The sequence below is a fragment of the Natrinema sp. LN54 genome (assembly GCF_052439245.1).
GTDB lineage: Archaea > Halobacteriota > Halobacteria > Halobacteriales > Natrialbaceae > Natrinema > Natrinema versiforme_A.
Genome location: NZ_JBQVRP010000004.1, coordinates 157,318 through 178,436, shown reverse-complemented (window position 1 = coordinate 178,436; position 21,119 = coordinate 157,318). Strand labels below are relative to the sequence as shown.

The 21,119-nt window shown below is 66.8% G+C and carries 20 protein-coding genes; 13 read left to right on the top strand and 7 right to left on the bottom strand.

What is annotated here, in order from left to right; genetic code table 11:
• The first annotated feature begins 476 nt into the window (after positions 1 to 476).
• Together ACT4ML_RS13290 and ACT4ML_RS13285 are read left to right on the top strand one after the other, a co-directional pair.
• Entirely contained in the window at positions 477 to 1,175 is a 699-nt protein-coding gene (locus ACT4ML_RS13290) for a helix-turn-helix domain-containing protein (protein WP_444721305.1), read from the top strand.
• Positions 1,176 to 1,627: 452 nt separating this feature from the next.
• Positions 1,628 to 2,197, top strand: coding sequence for a DUF7344 domain-containing protein (locus tag ACT4ML_RS13285; RefSeq protein ID WP_444721304.1), 570 nt, complete (start codon positions 1,628 to 1,630; stop codon positions 2,195 to 2,197).
• A gap of 71 nt (positions 2,198 to 2,268) precedes the next feature.
• Here ACT4ML_RS13285 and ACT4ML_RS13280 read toward each other — a convergent pair whose 3' ends face one another.
• Positions 2,269 to 2,718, bottom strand: a complete 450-nt coding sequence (locus tag ACT4ML_RS13280) for a hypothetical protein (RefSeq protein ID WP_138245010.1) — start codon at positions 2,716 to 2,718, stop codon at positions 2,269 to 2,271.
• Between the two features lie 237 nt (positions 2,719 to 2,955).
• On the opposite strand from ACT4ML_RS13280, the gene ACT4ML_RS13275 reads away from it, so the two are divergent.
• The 5 genes from ACT4ML_RS13275 (at position 2,956) to ACT4ML_RS13255 (ending at position 6,944) form a co-directional block, all read left to right on the top strand.
• Positions 2,956 to 3,687 carry a GNAT family N-acetyltransferase gene (locus tag ACT4ML_RS13275; protein ID WP_444721303.1) on the top strand — a complete coding sequence of 244 codons (732 nt, stop codon included), beginning with the start codon at positions 2,956 to 2,958 and terminating at the stop codon, positions 3,685 to 3,687.
• Between the two features lie 43 nt (positions 3,688 to 3,730).
• Positions 3,731 to 4,852 carry a hypothetical protein gene (locus ACT4ML_RS13270; protein ID WP_444721302.1) on the top strand — a complete coding sequence of 374 codons (1,122 nt, stop codon included), beginning with the start codon at positions 3,731 to 3,733 and terminating at the stop codon, positions 4,850 to 4,852.
• 95 nt (positions 4,853 to 4,947) lie between these two features.
• Entirely contained in the window at positions 4,948 to 6,129 is a 1,182-nt protein-coding gene (locus ACT4ML_RS13265) for a redox-regulated ATPase YchF (protein ID WP_444721301.1), read from the top strand.
• A gap of 137 nt (positions 6,130 to 6,266) precedes the next feature.
• Positions 6,267 to 6,542: an amphi-Trp domain-containing protein gene (locus tag ACT4ML_RS13260; RefSeq protein ID WP_444721300.1), complete on the top strand. Its 276-nt coding sequence runs from the start codon at positions 6,267 to 6,269 to the stop codon at positions 6,540 to 6,542.
• A 150-nt stretch (positions 6,543 to 6,692) separates the two neighbouring features.
• Complete coding sequence (locus ACT4ML_RS13255; RefSeq protein WP_175416389.1) at positions 6,693 to 6,944, top strand: hypothetical protein; 252 nt, start codon at positions 6,693 to 6,695, stop codon at positions 6,942 to 6,944.
• Between the two features lie 46 nt (positions 6,945 to 6,990).
• Here ACT4ML_RS13255 and ACT4ML_RS13250 read toward each other — a convergent pair whose 3' ends face one another.
• A complete protein-coding gene (locus tag ACT4ML_RS13250) occupies positions 6,991 to 7,851 on the bottom strand; it encodes a UbiA family prenyltransferase (protein ID WP_444721299.1) in 861 nt (286 codons plus the stop codon).
• 129 nt (positions 7,852 to 7,980) lie between these two features.
• On the opposite strand from ACT4ML_RS13250, the gene ACT4ML_RS13245 reads away from it, so the two are divergent.
• Both ACT4ML_RS13245 and ACT4ML_RS13240 read left to right on the top strand, forming a co-directional pair.
• Positions 7,981 to 9,672, top strand: a complete 1,692-nt coding sequence (locus tag ACT4ML_RS13245; RefSeq protein WP_444721298.1) for a thiamine pyrophosphate-binding protein — start codon at positions 7,981 to 7,983, stop codon at positions 9,670 to 9,672.
• A 106-nt stretch (positions 9,673 to 9,778) separates the two neighbouring features.
• Positions 9,779 to 11,587 (top strand): histidine kinase N-terminal 7TM domain-containing protein, encoded by a 1,809-nt coding sequence (locus ACT4ML_RS13240; RefSeq protein ID WP_444721297.1) that lies wholly within the window; start codon positions 9,779 to 9,781, stop codon positions 11,585 to 11,587.
• A 6-nt stretch (positions 11,588 to 11,593) separates the two neighbouring features.
• Here the strand turns inward: ACT4ML_RS13240 and ACT4ML_RS13235 are convergent, their stop codons facing one another.
• From ACT4ML_RS13235 to ACT4ML_RS13225, 3 genes are all read right to left on the bottom strand, one after another.
• Positions 11,594 to 13,141 (bottom strand): TrkH family potassium uptake protein, encoded by a 1,548-nt coding sequence (locus ACT4ML_RS13235; RefSeq protein WP_444721296.1) that lies wholly within the window; start codon positions 13,139 to 13,141, stop codon positions 11,594 to 11,596.
• A gap of 166 nt (positions 13,142 to 13,307) precedes the next feature.
• Entirely contained in the window at positions 13,308 to 14,732 is a 1,425-nt protein-coding gene (locus ACT4ML_RS13230; protein WP_444721295.1) for an FAD-binding oxidoreductase, read from the bottom strand.
• A 104-nt stretch (positions 14,733 to 14,836) separates the two neighbouring features.
• A complete protein-coding gene (locus ACT4ML_RS13225) occupies positions 14,837 to 15,253 on the bottom strand; it encodes a hypothetical protein (protein ID WP_444721294.1) in 417 nt (138 codons plus the stop codon).
• A 299-nt stretch (positions 15,254 to 15,552) separates the two neighbouring features.
• Here ACT4ML_RS13225 and ACT4ML_RS13220 point away from each other — a divergent pair, with 299 nt between their 5' ends.
• Positions 15,553 to 16,560 carry a TIGR04024 family LLM class F420-dependent oxidoreductase gene (locus tag ACT4ML_RS13220; protein ID WP_444721293.1) on the top strand — a complete coding sequence of 336 codons (1,008 nt, stop codon included), beginning with the start codon at positions 15,553 to 15,555 and terminating at the stop codon, positions 16,558 to 16,560.
• Positions 16,561 to 16,705: 145 nt separating this feature from the next.
• Positions 16,706 to 17,101 carry a DUF7344 domain-containing protein gene (locus tag ACT4ML_RS13215; RefSeq protein ID WP_444721292.1) on the top strand — a complete coding sequence of 132 codons (396 nt, stop codon included), beginning with the start codon at positions 16,706 to 16,708 and terminating at the stop codon, positions 17,099 to 17,101.
• Between the two features lie 89 nt (positions 17,102 to 17,190).
• Here the strand turns inward: ACT4ML_RS13215 and ACT4ML_RS13210 are convergent, their stop codons facing one another.
• Positions 17,191 to 18,156: an NADPH:quinone reductase gene (locus ACT4ML_RS13210; RefSeq protein WP_444721291.1), complete on the bottom strand. Its 966-nt coding sequence runs from the start codon at positions 18,154 to 18,156 to the stop codon at positions 17,191 to 17,193.
• A gap of 234 nt (positions 18,157 to 18,390) precedes the next feature.
• On the opposite strand from ACT4ML_RS13210, the gene ACT4ML_RS13205 reads away from it, so the two are divergent.
• Entirely contained in the window at positions 18,391 to 18,957 is a 567-nt protein-coding gene (locus tag ACT4ML_RS13205) for a type 1 glutamine amidotransferase domain-containing protein (RefSeq protein WP_444721290.1), read from the top strand.
• Between the two features lie 231 nt (positions 18,958 to 19,188).
• On the opposite strand, the gene ACT4ML_RS13200 is transcribed toward ACT4ML_RS13205, so the two are convergent.
• On the bottom strand, positions 19,189 to 20,310 hold the full coding sequence (locus tag ACT4ML_RS13200; RefSeq protein ID WP_444721289.1) for a pyridoxal phosphate-dependent aminotransferase: 1,122 nt from the start codon (positions 20,308 to 20,310) through the stop codon (positions 19,189 to 19,191).
• A 141-nt stretch (positions 20,311 to 20,451) separates the two neighbouring features.
• On the opposite strand from ACT4ML_RS13200, the gene ACT4ML_RS13195 reads away from it, so the two are divergent.
• A complete protein-coding gene (locus tag ACT4ML_RS13195; RefSeq protein WP_444721288.1) occupies positions 20,452 to 21,114 on the top strand; it encodes a DUF6517 family protein in 663 nt (220 codons plus the stop codon).
• The last annotated feature ends 5 nt before the right edge of the window (positions 21,115 to 21,119 follow it).

Genomic DNA, 21,119 nt, shown 5'->3' with positions numbered 1-21,119 from the left:
GTTCGAGCTCTCTGCCGCGTTCTCTCGAGTCGGAAAATCAGCTCGCACAGCGACGAGCGAGTCGGTCCGCCGCCGGGGGTGTAGCCGTCGCCGACTGCACCGGCGAACGCAACGGTCGGCGGTCGTCGTGCATTCCCTGTCGGTCAGTTTCCGTCGGTGACCGGTCGAAAAAAGATAGCGATACTACTTGTATCTGATCGGGAATTTCACGGGTTGAGAACGGTTCCGTTCGACGGGAGGTTGGCTCGATTCGAACGTCCACTCCCGTACTGGGGACGAATCCGAGACACTCCACCGCGAATCCGGGGACAACTGTCACGGCTCGAGCGACGGACGATACCGACGATACGACACACGCGGACCGATAGATTACCCCAGTGAACTGTCGGCTGAAAGTGATAGTCGTCGGAATTGGGTGGCGGGAAAGGCTACCGGAAACCAAATCCGTCTATACGTCTCTGTGGTGGACTTCGGTGATGACCACAGTCGTCGAACTCGGGATTCCGGCCGACCGACTCGGATTCGCTCGCACGTTCGATCGAGCGCCGACGTTCGAGTTTCAGGTCGGCGGAATGATCGGTGGCTCGCCACCGCTCGTCTGGACGAGCGGCTCGGACCGTGACACCGTTTACCGGGCACTCGAGGCGGATCCGTCGGTCGACGTGATCGCGAGCGTGGCCGACGACAGCGGGGAGTCTTCGGCGGACAACGGGACCGACATCAGCCGGAGCGACCGCTGGCTGTTCCGCCTCGAGTTCGGAGACGGCGTGAAACTGTTCGAGGAGATCGTCACCGAAAACGACGGGGCGATCCTGACGGCCAGGGGCCACGAGGGCCAGTGGGCGGTGAAACTGCTCTTTCACGATCGGGACTCGGTCTCGGCGTGTCACGAGCTCCTCGAGCAGTACGAGTTCGGGGCCGATGTCACCCGAATCAGCGGGGTGGACGACCTCGAGAGCGCACGGACGCCCCTGACCGAGACGCAGTACGAGACGATTCACAAGGCCCACGAACTCGGCTATTTCGACGTTCCGAGAGGGGTGACGCTCAAGGAGTTGGCCGCGGAGTTAGATGTCTCACATCAGGCGCTCTCGGAACGGCTCCGGCGGAGCCACGCCGCCCTCGTCAGCGCGGAACTGTCCGATCGGACCGCGCCGATGGAGATCGATCCCTGAGCCGACCGCCGCTCGTCGGCTCGAGTCACGCGCCTGATGGAATTCACCGGTACTCCGCACTATCGCTCTACCGCTCCCCCACCCTCCCCTACACCAATACCGTAGTGGTCGTCCATCTAATGACTTGCCAATTTTAATTCCCATGTCCACAATATCACTCGCGATTGGAGCTATTTGGGCCAACAGATAGCTTTATTACTGGACAGCCCAATAATATGATGTCGGCGTGGTGCCGACCGCCCGACGCATCCGACGTCGCTGCGAGCGCCGGTGGATCACCCGTGCTCAGATACCGATTCGCGGTCATTCGTGGCTGTGTGGCCGCGTCCCAATCGGACCACCGACGGGCCGTCTCACGGCCCGAAATCGGCTTTTTGCGATCGGTCGAACCTCGGCCGAACCAGTGCCTAGTTTTATCTGTTGGTCGGGAATACAGTCAGGCGAGAGTTGAAGTGATCGGACGCAGCCGGACGGACGGCGTCGACGTATCGCCTCGAGCGTCCGATACAGGCGACGCCCCGTCGGACCTCTCGCTGGACGATATCTACCACCTCCTCCAGACGAAGCGCCGTCGAGACGTGCTCCGCTATCTCCGCGCGGCAGACGGCCCGGTCCGGTTGCGCGAACTCGCCGAGCAGGTCGCCGCGTGGGAGCAAGAGACGACCGTCGAACAGCTCAATTCCAGCGAACGCCAGCGCGTCTATATCTCACTGTACCAGTCCCACCTGCCGAAACTCGACAACCACGGGATCGTCGACTACGACAAGGACCGCGGCTGGGTCGAGGCGACGCCGCTGACGGCACAGCTCGAGTCGTATCTCGAGCCGTCTCGGGGAACCGGCTCGTCCGAGCTGTGGCTCCGGCGGTACGTCGGGACAGTCGCTCTCTGTATGCTCTTGGTCGGCGCGATCGCGACGGGGCTCGTTCCGATCCCCGGGCTCGTCGGCGCGGGGATCGTTCTCGGCTCGTTTGCGGTCGTCACGGGCGCACACGCGTGGTCGACCGACGCGTACCGCCGGTAGGTCGGTTCTCGGTCCGCAGTCCTCACTCGTCGAATCAGGGTCTCGTCCGAGCGGCAGCCAAACGACGACCGTCAGTCGGCGCGGGAAGGGGCTGCCGCGTTCGGCTCGGCGGACCGCTCGAGGAGCCGATGGGCGTGAAAGGCGACCGAAAAGTCCTGTGGGCTCGGGAGCGCACAGGCGAGCCAGCCGATGGCCGCCGCGGCGACGACCGGCGTGTCGGTCGTCACGTAGCCGGCGGCAGCGAGCCCGAAGACGGGAATCGCGAGGAGGAACGGCGCGAGCGCCGCGAGGCGGAGCGTCCAGGGCGGTTCGCCGCCGGTCGGACGGGGGTAGACGGCGGCCCACGGACGGGTCGTCAGGAGCGCGATGATCCCGTCGGGACGGCCGGGGAAATAGGAGACGGAGTACTCGACGCGTGCCAGTCGAAGGACCGCCGCGTGCATCCACTCGTGGGCCACCAGTCCGACCGCTACCGCGACGGCGAGCGCGCAGCCAGCAACCACCACGTTCGATCCGATCATTGCGACGCGAGATGCCCACTGCCGACATCGATCGGGCGGCGTTCACCTCGCGTACTCAGCCGAAGAACTACCTGCGGAAGGCCCTCCGCCTGTACCAGTTGTCGCCTTAAGGGCGATTCCGAACGTCCCACCGGGAGATTCCGGAGCGTCGCACCGGGACGACGGGGAAGACGGGCCAGTTGCGACGAGGCATTGGACCGGCCAAGGACTAAGTATTGTTGGGTGGTATCGTATATCATGGAATCGACTGAGACGCTCGAGTTCGGTCACGCGGACCGCAAAGGGATCTACGAGTACGTCGAGCGCCACGGTGCGGTCGACCCCGAGGAAACCCGGGAGCGACTCGATCTCGATCCGAGCGGATTCCGCCATCACATCGCGATCCTCAAACGTGACGGTCGGCTCGAGGAAGCCGACGGCAAACTGCGAGTCACGATCGACGCGGGTGCCGAAGAGGAGTACGTTTCCGAGGACCTCGAGTTCCACATCCGGCCGGCACGACAGGAGGATCTGGCGGGGATCGTCGGCGCGATCCGGCAGGTCGCAGAGGAGAAGACGTACATCGAGGCCGAGAGCGTCGCCGACGAGATCGACCACGAGAACGCTTTGCTCCGGCACAACGAACTCCAGTCGCGGATGTTCTTCGTCGCCACGGTCGAGGACGAGGTCATCGGCTGGGTCCACCTCCACGCGCCGGAGTTAGAGAAGTTGAGCCACACCGCCGAACTCACCGTCGGCGTCCTCGAAGACTACCGCGGCCACGGCATCGGCTCGCATCTCCTCTCGCGGGGCCTCGAGTGGGCCGGCTCGAACCGCTACGAGAAGGTCTACCAGAGCGTGCCCTCGACCAACGAGGAGGCGATCGCCTTCCTCGAGGAACACGACTGGGAGACCGAGGCGATCCGCGAGGATCACTACAAACTCAACGGCCACTACGTCGACGAGGTGATGATGGCTGTCGAACTCTGAGTTGACAGTTCGATTTATGTGACCGTCCCTGAAACGGACGGGTATGCGCTACGTGACCCCCGTCGGGTTCGAGCCCGAGGGCTGGGGGGAATCGACCGCGGCCATCGTCGGGATGGGACTCGTTCTCTCGGTCGCCGGCATCGTCCAGACGCTCGGCACGCCGGCCGCCCGACCGGTCGTCGCGTTCGAACTGTTCGTCTCGTTGCTCGTCCCGACCGGGCTGGCCACCGGCGGCTACTGGCTGGCCGATCGAAACGTCTCGTCGGCCGATCGCTGGCGGGCCGCGACGCAGGTGTCGGTCGGGATCGTCCTCGCCTGCGCGCTCGCGCTCTGGCTGACGGGATACGTCACCCTCGAGAGCAGTGCGGTCCGTGACCCGCTGGGGCTGACGACGACGCTGGCCGGCGTCGGCGGTGCGACCGGCTTCGTGAGCGCCGTCCGGGAACTGCCGGACGAGTCGATCGGCTCGAGCGGACCGCCGAGAGCGGCCGGTGTCGAGCTGCCGGCACCGGTCGCCCCGTCCGACGCGACGGCGACGGCCACCGCGTCAAGCGAATCGACGACGACCACTGCGCTCCCGTCGCCCGCGCTCGAGTCGGGGCGCGACGTGCCGGCGACACCTGAGACGACGACCCCGCTCTGGACCGACGTCGATCCGCGTGGGCGGACCGGCGCTCCGGCACGACCCGTGGAACCGTCCGAACGGACTGCGGTCGACGGTACCCTCCCCGACGCGTTCGAGGCGTCCGTCCGCGATATCTCGGCCGATCCCGTCGGCTCGCATGACCCGCTCGAGTCGCCGACGCCGGCGCGGGATCCCGGCGTCGACGCCGTCACGGCCGTTCCGTCGACGGCCGAGACGGTCCTCGACGTCCTCCGGCGCGAGCGCGCCCGCATCGTCCTCGCGATCCTGTACCACGAGTGGGACGGCGCGGAGCGATCGGTCGACGCCCTCGCCCGCGCCGTCTCGTATCACGTGGACGACTCGGCCGACGCCGTCGCGATCGGGCTGCGACACGCGACGCTGCCCGAGTTAGCGGAGATTCGAGCCGTCGACTGGAACCCACACACCGATCGCGTCTCGGCGTCCGACCACGCCGTCTTCGAAGAGGGCGTCCGCGAAGCGGCGACGCTGCTCGAGTCGTTCGAACCGGGGACGAGATAGCGCTCGGGGGACTGCCGGCCGCTCGAGCGGGTCGTGCGGTCGGCGAGGTCGGTCGAATCGAAAGACAATTCCTCCGGACGGCGCTACCGAAAGGCATGCTTTCGATCGCACTTGCCGGGAAACCGAACGCCGGCAAGTCAACGTTCTACACGGCGGCGACGATGGCGGAGGTAGACGTCGCCAACTATCCGTTCACGACGATCGACGCCAACCGCGGGGTGAGCTACGTCCGGACCGACTGTCCCTGCCTCGAGCGCGACGAACGCTGTAACGCGGACAACTGCGAGGACGGCAAGCGCTACGTCCCGATCGAACTGCTCGACGTGGCGGGGCTCGTCCCCGGCGCTCACGAGGGGAAGGGACTGGGCAACCAGTTCCTCGACGAACTCACGAACGCGGACGTGATCGTCAACGTCGTCGACGCCTCCGGCGGCACGAACGAGAAGGGCGAGCCCGTCGATATCGGCGACCACGACCCGCTCGAGGACATCGACTTCATCGAGGAGGAGATGGACCTCTGGCTGGCCGGCATCGTCGAGAACAACTGGGAGTCAGTCGAGCGCAAGTCCCGGTCACCCGATTTCGACATCGACGACGCGCTGGCGGACATGCTCTCCGGCTTCGGCGCGTCCCCGAAACAGATCGCGATCGTCCTCCGGGATCTCGACTACCCCGACGACCCCATCCAGTGGGAGGACGAACACCGCGAGGCGCTCGCACGCGATGTTCGCCAGCGGACCAAACCGATCGTCGTCGCGGCGAACAAGATCGACGTCGCCCCCGAGGAGAACGTCGAGCGCCTGCTCGAGCTGGACAAGCCCGTCATCCCGACCACCGCGGAGGGCGAACTCGCGCTCCGCCGGGCCGCCGACAACGGCCTCATCGAGTACGACCCCGGCGACGAAACGATCGACATCGGCGACGACGTCAACGACGCCCAGCGCGAGGCCCTCGAGGGCCTCGCGGACACGATGGCCGAGTGGGGCGGCACGGGCGTCCAGACGGCGCTCGATCACGCGGTCTACGACCTGCTCGATCACCTCACCGCCTACCCGGTCGAGGACGCCTCGAAGTGGTCCGACGGGAGCGGCAACGTCCTCCCCGACGCCTTCCTGCTGCCCGACGGCTCGACACCCGTCGACCTCGCCTACAGCGTCCACTCCGACATCGGCGACGGCTACCTCCACGCTGTTAATGCCAAGTCGAACCGGGAAATCGGCGAGGAGTACGAACTCGAGGAGGGCGACGTGATCAAGATCGTTTCGACCGCCTCCTGAGAGAACGGACAGATCAGGTGGTATGAAACTATCGACCGATCGAAGATCACACGGCTAAACTGGTCTGACAGCCGTTCTCCGCCAGCATAACGTCGTTAGGGGGACGATTTATTCCGGGCCTCGTGGTAGGTCGTCCCATGGTGGATAAGACACTCGCCGCGGACAAAGTAACGCGCAAAGAGGCCGCCGAACACCTCCGTGAGCTGGCCGACGAACTCGAGGGGGAGGGACCGGCGACGGTTCGAACGGGGAACAAGACGGTCGATCTGCGGCCGTCGGAGTCGATCGCCTACGAGGTCGGCGTCCGCGAGCGATCGTCGATCCTGCGCGGGAACCGCGAGACGGTGACCGTCAAGCTGGACTGGAAACCGCCGAACGTCTCCGAGGGGTCGGCGGAGGCCGAGGCCGAATAGCGAGCGGCGGCGGGCCGCTCGAGCGCTCGATCGGCAGACCACTCCGCGGTCAGCGACGGCTCGGCCCGGACCTATCCGACGGAATTTCGTAGTTTCACGGCCGCTGTCGGGTGGAGATGTGCTTTTCGTCGCTGGCGACGTAGACGGCTCATGGCACCCCATCCGTCCCGCGTTTCACAGCCCCGACGCGATCGAACGATCCCGGCGCAGTTGGCCGCCCTGAGCGAGCGACTCGAGGCGGCCGAGCGCCAGCAACGGCTGTTGAAGAACACGGTCGCCGCGCTCGGGACCGAGGTAGGTGTCTCGGTGGGCTGTCCGTGCGGCCGCTGTAACGAGAGCTACACGCTCGTCAAAGCGGGGAGCATGTACTGTCCGCGGTGTGGCTTCCGGGAATCGCTGTAAGGTCGGCTCGGGTTTTCGGCGGCGGTCGACGAACTCACACTCGCATTCACACGAGCGCGGCGAGCGGATCGAATCGAACGGCGGCCACGAGCACGGCGAGGAAGACGTAGGAGCCGCGGATGAGCAACATGGTCGCGAGTTCGGGGTCGGCCCGCCGCGAGATCGCGGCGACCGCGGCGAACGCGGCGGCCGCGAGCAGCGCCGTCAGGGGGAAGATGCGTGCGATAGCGAAGCCGACGACGGCGACTAACGCGACGGCCATCAGCCCGTAGGCGACGCCGTAGGCGCGGTCGGGGCCGACCGCCACCGCGACGGTCCGCTTCCGGATCGACCGGTCGTAATCGTAGTCCTGCGCGTCGTCGATCACCTTGATCCCCGAGAGGAGCGCGAGAAAGACCACGGCGAAGCCGAGCGGCACGGCGGTGATCGTCCCGGCCTGCACGTAGAATCCCCCGAGTACGGACAGGGCGATGCCGAGCGGGTAGCCCGTCGTCGCCGTCACGGGGTTCATGTCGAGCTGTGGCGCGTGGTGGTAGGCGATCAGCCACGTCGGGAGGACCAGCGCGACCGCGAACGGACCGACGAGCACCCCGAGAGCGACACAGCACAGCGCGAACGCCGCCGTCGACAGGGCGAGTGCGACTCGACAGCCGCTCGCGGTCAGCGGATGGTCGTCGTCCTCGCCGCGGATGTGAAAATCGACGTAGCCGTCTTTCACGTGGGCCGTGTAGACCGCCGCGAACATCGCGAGGACGTGGACCGCGGCGAGCAGCGGATCGACGCTTCCCGCGAGGATCGCCCCGAACAGCGACGCGGCCAGCGGCGGCGTCATGAAAACGGGATGGACCTGCGACCGGAGCGCTCGAGCCGTCGCGCCGACACCCGTCCCGTCTCTCGCGAGGCGCATGCCTCGAGTGACAACGAACTGCTGTATAATACCCGGGCCGGGGCCGCACGCGCTGGAACGGGTCGCGGAACCGAGCCGGGGGCTTCCGAAACACACAATTTGATGTGCTGTGCCGTGCCACGAGGGTGCATGACGGATGGATACACCGGTGCGGATCTCTTCACTGACGCTCTGGAATCCTACGGCGTCGACTACGTCTTCGGCAACCCGGGGACGACCGAACTGCCGATCGTCGACGCGATCGGCGAGAGCGACCTCGAGTACCGGCTCGGGCTCCACGAGGACATCGCGGTCGGGATGGCGGGCGGCTACGCCCAGCGCCGGCGGTACCACGCCCATCACGACGACTCGATCACGCCGGTCGGCGTGGCGAACCTCCACATCGCGCCAGGGTTGGCCCACGGACTGGGTAACCTCTACGCGGCCAAGATCGCCGGCGCGCCGCTGGTCGTGACCGCGGGCAATCACAGCACCGACTTCCGCCACGAGGAGCCGATCCTCTCGGGCGATCTGGTCGACATGGCAGAGCAGTTCTGCAAGTGGTCCGACGAGGTGCTCGATGTCTCGGCGCTGCCGACGATGCTCCGGCGGGCGTTCCGAGTCGCGATGACGCCGCCGACCGGTCCGGTCTTCCTCGGGCTTCCCCTCGACGTGATGCTCGCCGAAACCGACGCCGAACCGGAACGGCTCGGCCCGATTCCCAACGCCGGCAGCGGCGATCCCGCCCAGGTCGAGCGCGCTGCCGACCTGCTGGCCGAGGCCGACGAACCGGTGCTGGTCGTCGGCGATCACGTCGCTCGCTCGGGCGCCGACGCCGTCGCCGCGGCGGTCGAACTCGCGGAGGCGACGGGGGCCCGCGTCCACGGCGAGATCCTCTCCTCGGAGGTGGACTTCCCGACGGACCACGACCAGTGGGTGTCCCACCTCCCGACCAGCGAGGGCTTGGCGTCGATGTTGATGGACACCGATACGATCGTCTTCGCGGGCTGTTCGACGAACACGACGCTGACCCGTCACGAGGAGGCACTGGTCGATTCCGACACGACCTGCATCCACCTGAGCGACGACAGCTGGCAGGTCGGCAAGAACCAGCCCGCCGACGCAGCCGTGATCGGCGATCCGGGACTCGTCCTGCAGGGCCTCACCGAGCGCGTCCAGCAGCGGCTCTCGGACGATACCGTGGCCGATCGGCTCGAGGTCGTCGCCGAGGTCAAAGAGACGGTCGAGGCCCAGATGGCCGGCTACGGCGAGGGCGACGAGGCGGACGATCCACGCTCCTCGAAGGCCGAACTGGTCGACGCCATGGAGCGGGTAGCGGGCGACGCCGCCATCGTCGACGAGGGCGTCACCTCGAAGTACGCCATGCTGGTGCGGTGGGATCTCGCGCCCGAGCAGTACACGTCGAACAAGGGCGGCGGCCTCGGCTACGGGCTCCCGGCGTCGGTCGGTGCCGCCGTCGCCGAAGCGCAACTGGACGACCCGCGCGACGTGGTCGGCTTCATCGGTGACGGCTCCTACCAGTACTACCCGCACTCGATCTACAGCGCCGCCCGCTACGATCTGGATCTCACCGTCGTCATCTCCGACAACCGCAACTACCGCATCCTGAAGGACAACACGCTCAAAATCATGGGCGGCGAGGAAGACGACTACGACTTCGTCGGCATGGACTTCGATCCCGCCGTCGACCTCGTCAAAAACGCCGAGAGCCACGGCGCGCGCGCCGAACGCATCGAAACGCCCGACGGGATCGAAGGCAGTCTCGAGGACGCCCTCGAGCGCGACGGCCCCGACGTGCTCGACGTGTTGGTCCACGACTGAGACGCCGCCGCCCACTCCGCGACTCCGGTCGTCGATCCGGCCCTGATTCGCCGCCGCGCGGCCGGTAGACACTTGGATATCCTCGCCGCAGAAAGCGTATTCACGGATGGGATGGGTGATCAACCCCTACAGCGTCGTCCTCTTGCTCTCGTTGGTCGTCGCCGTCGGCACCGCAGTCGCGGCGGCGCGGTCGCGTCCAGCCGCCGGCTCGGTTCCTCTGACCGCGCTCATGGCGAGCGTCGCGCTCTGGCTGGGCGCACACGTCCTCGAGATCGAATCGGCGACGTTCCTCTGGAAGGCGCGCTGGGCGGACCTGCAGTGGCTGTCTGCCGCCGTCATCCCGACGCTGTTTCTCGTGTTCGCGCTCGAGTACACGGGCAGGGATCGGTGGCTCACCCGTCGTCGGCTGGGACTGCTCGCGATCGAGCCGGCCGTCATGGTCGGCCTGTTGGCGACAAACGACCGGATGCGGCTGCTGTGGGGCGCGCCGGTCGAGGCGACGGTCGCGCTGGATATCCCGTGGGGGCAGCCGGCGACCGTCGTCACCGCGACGCCGGAAATCGGGCTGTTTACCCACCTCGGGTACGCGACGCTCTGTCTCGCGGCCACTGCGATTATCGTCTTGGAACTCGTCGTCCGGAGCAACCGCCTCCACCGCTGGCAGGGTGTCGCCGTCCTGATCGCGGTCGCGGTCCCGTGGACGACGGCCGTCGTCGCGTCGTCGTCGCTCGAGATCATCGGCGCGACGCCGATCGGCTTGACGGTCACCGGCCTCGCGTTCACCGTCGGGCTCTACCGATATCGGCTCCTCGAGATCACGCCGATCGCCCGAAACGAGGTCGTTGCGAACCTCGAGGACGGCGTCCTCGTCGTCGACTCGAACCGGCGGATCGTCGACACCAACCCGATTGCACGCTCCCGCTTCGGCCGCGACGAACTCGTCGGCGAGCCGGTCGACGCCGTCCTGCCGGTCGATTTCGAGGCGACGATCGACGCGTCCGACCGTCCCGAACGCAGCGAGGAGTTGACCGACGAGACCGGCGACGATGTCGCCCAGTTCTCGCTCGCGGACGGCGGCGATCGGTCCTACTACGAACTCTCGACCGCGCCGATCGACGACGGCCGCGGCCGCCCGATCGGCTGGACCGTCATCGTCCACGACGTGACCGAACGGGTCCGTCGGGAACGCGAACTCGAGCGGAAGAATCGCAAGTTAGACGAGTTCGCGAGCGTCGTCAGCCACGACCTGCGGAACCCGCTTTCGGTCTCGAAGGGATATCTCGAACTCCTCGAGGAGGAGTACGATCCGGAGCACGTCGAAACGATCGCGGACGCCCACGAGTGGATGGAACGGCTGATCGACGACGTCCTCGCGCTCGCCCGGGAGGGGCGAGCCGCACTCGAGATGCGACCGATCGGGCTCGGCGACGTCGCGACCGAAGCGTGGTCGACGGTGGAAACGGGTGGGGCGACCCTCTCGATCGACGATAAGCGAACGGTCGACGCGGACCGGACACAGCTCAGACAGTTGCTCGAGAACCTGTTTCGAAACGCGGTCGACCACGGATCGCCGGCTCGAGACGTGCGATCGGACGGAAGCGAGACCTGCGACGAGACGCTGATCACAGTCACGGTCGGGACACTCGAGGACGGGTTCTACGTCGCCGACTCGGGGACCGGGTTCGAGGGCGATCCGGCGGCGGTCTTCGAGGCGGGGTACACGACGAGCGAACACGGGACGGGGCTCGGGCTCTCGATCGTCGCGGACATCTGCGCCGACCACGGCTGGTCCGTGACGGCGACCGAGGCCGCGACAGGCGGCGCGAGGTTCGAGATCACCGGCGTCGAGGTTTCCGAGTCGACGCCGGAGATGACGGACCGGCCGTCGGCGACTCCCGCCGCCGACCGCGAGTAATCGGCGCTACGACCGCCAGTACGCCGGCGTCAGGATGACCAGCACGGAGAGGATCTCCAGCCGGCCGATCCACATGAGAAAGACCATGTACAGCTTCGCGGCATCGGAGAACGGCTCATAGCTGTTCATCGGCCCGACGACGCCGACGCCCGGGCCGACGTTTCCGAGCGTCGCGATCGTGGCGCTCGTCGCCTCGAGCGCCGACAGCGAGAGGCCGGGGGTGCGGTGTGCGTCGAGGAACAGCACTACCGTCGAGACGACGAACAGCGTCAGAAAGAGCGCCATGAAGACGAAGATGCTGTGGATCGTCTCCTCGTCGACGATGTCCCCGGTCCCGCCCATTCGAACCGGACGGACGGCTTGGGGATGGATCGTCCTGAACAGTTCGCGCCGGATGGATTTCCCGACGACGTACCAGCGGACGATCTTGATCGAGCCGGCCGCAGAGCCCGCGGAGCCGCCCAGAAACATCGCGAAGAGCAAGATTGCCTGCGCCGACTCGCTCCACGTATTGAAGTCCATGCTGGCGTAGCCGGTCGTGGTCACGATCGCGAGCGTCTGGAAGAGCCCGTGGCGAAGCGAGCGCTCGAGGCTGCCCGGGATCGCGGCGACGCCGTCGGGGACGGTCGCGAGGCCGACGCCGAGGAACAACAGCAAGGAGAGGAGGCCCCCGACGATCCCCATCGACAGCAGGTACGACCGAAACTCGGCGTTGCCGGTCAGGCGCTCGGGCCGGCCGCGCCACGCGTACCAGTAGAGCGCGAAGTTCGTCCCGGCGATGACCATGAACGGCATGACCGCCCACTGGACGATCGGTTCGAAGGCCTCGATGCTGCGCCCTTCCGGCGAGAATCCGCCGGTCGGCAGGCTCGTAAGCGCGTGGGCGACGGCGTTGTAAAACGTCATGTTCGGAGCCAGCCCGACGAGGTTGAGGCCGTAGTAGACGACTACGGCGGCGAGGGTAAACCACGCGTAGAGCAGCCAGAGCGCCCGCGCCGTCTGCTTGATCCGCGGCGTGAGCTTCTCGACTTGCACCCCCGGCGCTTCCTCCCGGATGAGCTGCGTGCCGCCCACGGAGAGCTCCGAGAGGATCGCGACCATGAGCACGAGGATTCCCATCCCGCCGAGCCACTGGGTGACTTGTCGCCACATCAGCACGGATCGGGAGTGGGTGTCGACGGAAATCTCGCCCATGACCGTCGCGCCGGTGGTCGTAAAGCCGCTCACGCTCTCGAACAGCGCGTTAACTGGATCGGCAATCGTCCCCGTGCCGGCGACGAGATACGGAATCATTCCGATGGCCGGCACGACGAGCCACGTCAGCGCGACCATCAGAAACGCCTCGCGGTGCTCGAGTTCGGGGTCAGACTCGAGCGCCTCGAGTCCCGTGCCGACGGCGACTGCGACGGCGAGTGCGACGAGGAACGGCAGCGGGGACTCCCGGTAGTACAGCGCGACGACCGTCGGAAACAGGAGCGTCAGCGAGAGATACTTCAACACCGTTCCGACGAGGCTACAACTGGATCGAACGTCGACGCGAATCCGACCTATCATACGTATCAATTACTCACTGCGAACGGCTCGGAGCGACGAAACGGCAGCTACTTCCGACAGATTCCGCGTTCGGCAATAAAGACTGTGTCTCGGTCGCACTCGCGTACGCCGTCGCCCGCGTCGCTCGCCGTCGGCAGCGAGCGAAGCCGCGGGTTCGACCGGCCGCTCAGCGCTCGAGGCCCCGAACCCGCTCGCCGTCGGCCGTCTCGGGGAAAATCTTCCCCGGATTGAGCGTGTCGGTCGGATCGAGCGCCCGCTTGATCGCCCGCATGGTCTCGACCGCGCCGGCGCCGTGTTCGGGCTCGAGGTACTGCTGTTTCCCCTCGCCGATACCGTGTTCGCCCGTCGCGGTCCCGCCCAGTTCGATCGCGAGTTCGACGATGTCCCGGTACAGGGCCTCGCCGCGCTCGACCTGTTCGGGGTCGTCGGGGTCGGCGAGCACGCCGTAGTGGAGGTTGCCGTCGCCCGCGTGGCCGTAGCAGGGGACGAGGAGATCGCAGTCGTCGGCGAGCCGTTTCGTCTCGCGGACGACCTCGGGGTAGGAACTGATCGGGACCGTCACGTCACCGGGGTGGAGCGGCTCGAGGTCGGGATCGTACGTCGAGACGGCGTAGGCCATCTCCCGGCGCGCTTGCCAGAGTGTTTCCATTTCGGCGTCGTCGTCGCTCATCTCGAAGCGGACGACGTCGCGGTCCTCGAAGATCGACCGGCAGAGGTCGATCTCCTCGTCGACGCCGTGGTTGGCGTGGAACTCGAGGAAGACCATCGGCGCGTCGGGCAGGTCGCTGCCGAGGTAGTCGTTCGCCATCGTCGCGCTCAGCCCGTCGACGAGTTCGATCCGGGCGACGTCGATGTCGGTCCGGACCGCGTCGAAGACCGCCTCGGCGGCGTCGTCGAGGGTCTCGAAGATCGCCCGGCCGCCGCGGATCTGCTCGGGGCGGCCCGCGAGTTCCAGCGTCGCCTCGGTGACCACCGCCAGCGTGCCCTCGCTGCCGACGATGAGATCGGTCAGGTTGTAGCCGCTCGAGGTCTTGCTCGCTCGCGAGCCCGTCTCGATGACGGTGCCGTCGGCGAGCACCGCCTCGAGGCCGAGCACCCAGTCGGCGATTTCGCCGTACCGGACCGTCTTCATGCCGCTGGCGTCCGTCGCGATCATCCCGCCGATCGTCGAGATGTCGCCCGAGGAGGGCAGCGGCGGGAAGAACAGGCCGTCGCCGGCGACGTACTCGTCGACGTCCGAGCCGATGATCCCCGGGCCGACGTCGATCTGGAAGTCGTCGGGCCGGTAGTCGACTACGTCGTCCATGCGCGTGAGATCGAGGCTGATTCCCCCGTGGGCCGGCACGGCGTTTCCCTCGAGTCCCGTGCCCGCGGCGTAGGGGGTCACCGGGACGCCGCGGTCGGTCGCGGCTGCGAGGACCGCCGACACGTCGGCCGTGCGCTCGGGCCAGACGACGGCGTCCGGGAGCGTGCCGCCTTCGGTTCGCTCCGTCCCGAAATCGGTGGCGTGGGATTCCAGTCGACCGGCGGCGAACGAGACCTGATCGTCCGCGAGGTCGAGGGCCTCGAGGAACGAACAGTCGTGTGTCATATGGCCACGTTAGTCACTGGCAGCATCAACGTTTCCCACTGGCTCGCGCGCTGAACGCGGGGTGTGGTAGTACGGAACGGGTCGCCGACCGCTGCTCGCGTCGCTCAGTCGAATACGACAGCCGCCGCGAGCGAAACGACGACTGCGACCGCGAGGGCGACGAGAATCCCGAAGACTGGATCCGGCTCGCCGAGGGCGAACCCGGCGGCGAGCATTCCGATGCCGCCGAGTTCGAGTCCGAGGCCGACCACGCCAGTTCGCGCGCTGCCGCCCGCGCGACTGGCGGCGTCGGAGACGCCTCCCTCCTCGCTCGCCTCGTTCTGGGCGGCGGTAAAGCGAAGGAACCACGGGAGGAACAGCGACGCCCCAGCGCCCGCGAAGACGCCCGCGATCGCGCCGTAGACGATACTGTCCAGCGCGATCATACCTACGGCGGTGAACGCGACGGCGTTCATCACCGCCGATCCGCCGCCGATGACTTTGAATACGCGATCGTCGACGTCCGAATTCGAGACCGACATGGATAGGGGATTTACTGTTAGTAAAAAATAATGTTCCGGTTTCGGGCCCGGTACGATCGAATGCGAGCGTCGCCACCGCCGTTCGGCTGTCGACGAGTCTACCGCCGGCGTGGGAACGCCCACCGCGAGGTAACCCGGCGATCGTGTACAGCGACCTCGAGCAACGAGGGACCGTCAGTGTGGAGGCCGTTCGCTCGGACGGACGGAAACGGTCCAATTTTATGTGAGTGCATAACGCTGTCAATGATGATGATGATGGTTTGCCGCGCGACTCGAGGGCGATCGCGGAGGGGAGCACTGTGACCGCCGAACTGGATCTGTTGGTGCGCCTCGGTGACTACGACCGGCCACAGGAGGTCGCCGAGCGCGCCGTGCAGGCCGAAGAACTGGGCTTCGACCGGCTCACGGTCGGCGAGACGACCGGCTGGAACATCGTCCCGCCGCTGACGCTGGCGGCCGACCGCACGGAGGAACTGGGCATCTCCAACGACGTCATCTCGCCGTACGGCCGGACGCCGTCGATGCTCGCCCAGACCGCGCTCACGATGCAAGCCGCCGCGGACGGCCGGTTCCGGTTCGGCATCGGCCCGAGTTCGCCCGCGATCACCGAGCGCTGGCACGGCCAGGCGTTCGACCGCCCGCTCCGGCGCACCCGCGAAGTGATCGAGATCATGCACAACGTCTACGAGGAGGGCAACCCCTCCTACGAGGGCGATATCTTCGAGATCCCCGGGCTGGGGTACGAGCGCGGGCCCTCGGAGAACCCGCCGCCGATCGATGTCGGTACCCTCGGCCCCAAAGCCACCGAGATGGCCGGCCGCTTCGGCGACGGCTGGGCACCCCAACTGTTTACGAAAGACGGTCTGCGGGAGCGACTCGAGGACCTGGAACGCGGTGCCGAACTCGGCGGGAAGGAGCTCTCGGACCTGCGGGTCGCGCCGATCGTTCGCGGCGTCGCGAGCGAGGACCGCGAGGAAGCGCGCGCGAAGGCTCGCGGCACGATCGCGTTCATGCTCGGGGCCTACGGCCCCTACTACGGCGATTCGGTCGCCGAACAGGGCTACCCCGACGTGGTCGAGGAGATCCGGGCCGCGTGGGACGACCGGGACACGGACGCGATGGCTGACGCCCTGCCCGACGACGTACTCGACGAACTGGCCCCCGCGGGCACTCCCGAGGAGGTCCGCGAGTGGGTCCGCGACTACGGCCAGATCGAGGGCGTCGACGCCGTTCGGGTCGGCTTCGTCGACGGCATGACCGAGGCGGACAAGCGGACGACGATGGAAGCCGTCGCCGACCTCGCCTGAGCCTGATCGGCGGTTTCCGCCGTTTCCGACCAGCGAGCCGGTGCGATGGACTCCGTCCCCGCCCCCGCTTCGTCCGGGGACACTCGGCGAGTGTTTCGATCGGACTCACACGTCGCATATATACGGTCCGGCGCGTATCCGATGTATGATCCCACTACTGAGTTCGCCCGAGAGTCTCACCGCGTTCGGCGAGACGGAGTCCGACGCCGTGGATACGGCGATGGACCTGTTGGCGGATCGCCGCCGTCGCGCGGTGTTGAAGTACCTCGCCGAGACCGACGGCTCCGCCGCGCTCACGGAGCTGGCAGTAGAGATCGCAGCGCAGGAGGCGGGTGCGGAACCGAACGCGATTTCGGACCACGGCGACGTCTCAGCGAGGGATCGCCGGGCCGTCCGCATCTCGCTGCACCACACGCACATACCGAAGTTAGCCAACGCGGACGTGGTCGATTACGAAACCGAGACGGAAACGGTCACGCTCCGCGACCGCGGACGAGCGCTGCTGTCCCGACAGGACGCCGTCAACGAACCCCCGAAGTAAGCCGGATAGCCGGATTGTCACCGGCGTCTCTCATCCGTCTCCGGTTCCCATTCCCATCTCCGTTTCTCGAGCATCGACCGACCGTTCGGTTACGGCTCGATGACGAGTTTTCCGAGGAAGCTATCGTTCATGACTGCCCGCTGGGCCGCCGCGGCCTCCTCGAGGTCGTACGACCGCGCGACATCGATCGAGAGGTTACCGACGTTCATGAGGTGGGCGACGCCGCGCAGCGGCACGCGCAGGTCCGGCGTGTTGAACATGCTCATGAACTGGTAGCTAACGTCCTTCGACCGGGCGGCACCGTCGTTCGTGAAGCCGGGGTCCGGACTGTTTTCGCCGATTCCGATGACGCGTGCGCCGGTCGCGGCAACGTCGGCGTCGAACTGCAGGTAGTCGTCGAGCCGGTGGTCGAGCACCACGTCGACGCCGCCGTCGGAAGCGTCGCGGACGGCGTCGGCGAGGTCGTCGCGCGCGTAGTCGAGGACCGTCTCGGCCCCGTAGTCGGCGAGTCCGTCGTGGTACTCCTCGGACGCAGTGGTGATGACCCGCGCGCTCACGGCGGCCCCGATCTGGACCGCGGCGTGTCCGACGCCGCCGGAGCCGCCGTGGACCAGACAGTACTCCGCGGGCTCGAGGTCGGCGTGGTCGACCAGCGCGCGCCACGCGGTGACGGCGGCGACGCCCGCGCCGCCGGCCTCGGTCAGGTCCGCGCCGTCGGGGAGGTGGACGACGCGGTCGATCGGAACCGTCGCGTACTCCGCGTAGGCACCCTGCGAGGAGCCGTTTCCGATACCGGTGCCGTAGACGCGGTCGCCCGCCTCGAAGCCGTCGACGGCGGCTCCCGTCTCGGCGACGGTGCCCGCGATATCGACGCCGGGAGTGAACGGAACGTCGACCGGCGTGTACGACCCGTCTCGGAAGTAGGTATCGACGGGGTTGACGCCGGCCGAAGCCACTTCGACCAGTAGTTCGTCCGCGGCGGGCTCCGGTCGGTCGATCTCGTCTACCTGTAGTACGTCCGCGTCGCCGTGCTCGTGAAGGCGTACAGCTCGCATCCTACTCGGTAGCACGCAGCGGGACCGTAAAACGGTATACGTGACGGCAGAGCGGACACCCCCCAACGGGCGGCCCGCTCCCGTCGCGGCCCCGACTGCCGATAGTCGTCACTGGAAGTCCCTGCACACCCGATCGCATGACGGCTTCGCGATCGGTGTGGAAATCGGTCCAGTGGCGACTATGTTGCACCAGCAAGTACAATCCTTGTCTGCACGAGCCCCCTCGCTGTCGATATGAGCGAATCCGATCAGCAACCGCTCGAGGACACCACAGTGGGAATCTTCCTCGCCGCGGAAGGCACCGAAGAAGTCGAGTTCACCGAGCCGAAGGCGACCGTCACCGACGCCGGCGCGACCGTCGACGTGCTCGGCAGTGAGTCCGGCGAGGCCCAAACTGTGAACAACGACCTCGAGGAGAGCGACAGCTACGAGATCGAGAAATCGTTCGAAGACGTCTCGGCCGACGACTACGACGCGCTGATCGTCCCGGGCGGGACCGTCGGCGCGGACACGCTCCGGACGAACGAAGACGGCATGGACCTCCTACGACAGCACGTCGAGGCCGGCAAGCCGGCGGGTGTAATCTGTCACGGCCCGTGGACGCTGATCGAGGCAGGCGTGGTCGACGGCCGGCAGCTAACGTCCTACCACAGCTTGCAGACCGACATCCGCAACGCCGGCGGCGAGTGGGTCGACGAGGAGGTCGTCGTCGACGACGGGCTGGTGACAAGTCGGAATCCGGGTGACCTCGAGGCGTTCTGTGAAACGATCGTCGACGAATTCGCGTCAGCAAAGCGCTAACACTCACGACCGTCTGTAATGGCGTGCGGTGTCGGACGGTGACGGAACAGTCTCGATTGATCAGTCGGCAGACGGTGGCGCGCGCTGTCAGCTGGCCGAGCGCTAGCGAGGGCGGCCCATAGCGCGCGCCACCGCGTGGTAAGTGATCGATCGGAGCGATACGGAGGTCACTGAAATCTGCAGTAACAGTCAGCCGAACGTCCGAATACCGAAACGGCCTCGTGTCGACTCCTATCGAACCGCCTGCGTCGCGTCGGCCATGATCTCGAGCGCTTCCTTCAACTCCTCAGTGCCGGTCGCATAGGAGAGTCGCGCGTAGCCCTCGCCGTTCGCGCCGAAGGCGTCGCCGGGGACGACCACCACGCCGCGCTCGAGCACTTCGTCACACCAGCCGTCGGGGACCTTCGGCATCGCGTAGAACGCGCCTTCGGGTGTGGGCACCTCGAGTCCGGCGTCGGTGAGCCCGTCCAAGACGAGGTCCCGCCGCTGTTCGAACGTCTCGACCATCTCCTGGACCGGCTCCTGCGGACCGGTCAGGGCGGCCTCGGCGGCGAACTGCGCGGGCGCGGAGGCACAGGCCTGTCCGTACTGGTGGACCCGGAGCATGCGCTCGATGCGGCGATTGGAGCCGACGACCCAGCCGAGCCGCCAGCCGGTCATCGAGTAGGTCTTCGAGCAGGCGCTGACGACGACGACGTTGTCCGTGTCGGCGAACTTCAGCGGCGAGTGGTGCTCGCCCTCGAAGACGATGTGTTCGTAGACTTCGTCGGAGATGCAGAGCACGTCGTGCTCGTCGGCGATGCGGGCGAACTCGCGCATGTCGGCCTCGCTCTGGACGGCCCCCGTCGGGTTCGCGGGGCTGTTGACGATAAACGCCGCCGTCTCCTCGGTGATGGCGTCCTCGACAGTGGCGGGATCGAGGGTGAGATCCTCCCGGAGCCCGACCGGCTTCGGCGTGCCGTCGGCGATGTGAGTCAGCGCGTCGTAGGAGACGAAGCCGGGGTCCGGGAAGACGACCTCCTCGCCGGGATCGACGTGGGCCTCGAGCGCGAGGTGCAACGCCTCGCTGCCGCCGGACGTGGCGATCACGTCACCGGGGTCGACCTCGAGACCGTAGTCGCGGTCGTACTTCGCTGAAATCGCCTCCCGGAGCTGTTGGGTGCCCTTGTTGGAGGTGTAGGCGTCGGCCCGTCCGGACTCGATCGCTTCGATCGCGCCGCGGCGAGCGTGGGCGGGGGTCGGGAAATCGGGCTGTCCGAGCCCGAGGTTGATCGCGTCGTCGCCCGCGGCCTCGAACACTTCGCGGATGCCGCTGATCGACACCTGCTCGACTCGCCGTGCGAATTCGGTCATGGCTACACGGGGGTTGTCGACCCCGATAACTCTTGATGTGTTCGCCAGTCGCGTCAAACGGCTATCAGAAGCCGTGAGACTCTTGTCTGCGAGACTAACAGTGCCACAAGGAATATGCCCTCCCTCTCGAATTCTGGGGTAATGACGACATCTCGACGATCGCTGCTCGCCGCGGGCGCGACCGGGACGCTCGCACTGACAGCAGGCTGTCTCGACTTCGTCCTCGGCAACGGACCGCTCGAGTTCAGTTCCGACCGCGTCGCACCGACCGACGAGGCCCTCGAGGAGACCGGCTACGACGAGAAAGAGGTCACCGAGGAGACGATCGATCGAACTGTCGAACTCCCCGCCGGCATCGAACGCGACGTGGAGGCCTCGATCTGGACCTCGGTCTACTCCAAACAGCTCGAATACAAGGGGCAAGAGCGCGAGGGCAGCGCCTTCGCGGCCGTCTCGATCCCGGGGATGGAGGTCGCCGGCCGCTCGGTCAACCCGCTCGACGACATGTCGAACGAGGAGTTGCTCGCGGAGTTCCTGAACCAGATCGACGGCGGCGAGATCCGCAACATCCAGCACGAGGAGTCGTTCGAACTCCCGATTCTGGACGAGCAACGCGAAACCGACGTCTTCATGGGCGAATCCGACCTCGCGGGCGAGCCGATCGACATCGAGATCAAGATCACGTCGTTCAACCACGAGGACGATCTGCTCGTCTTGCTCGGAACCCTCCCGAAGATGAATACGAAGGAATCCGCGAACGTCGAGGTGCTGATGGAGTCCGTCGAGCACCCGTTCGATAGCTAATTCGA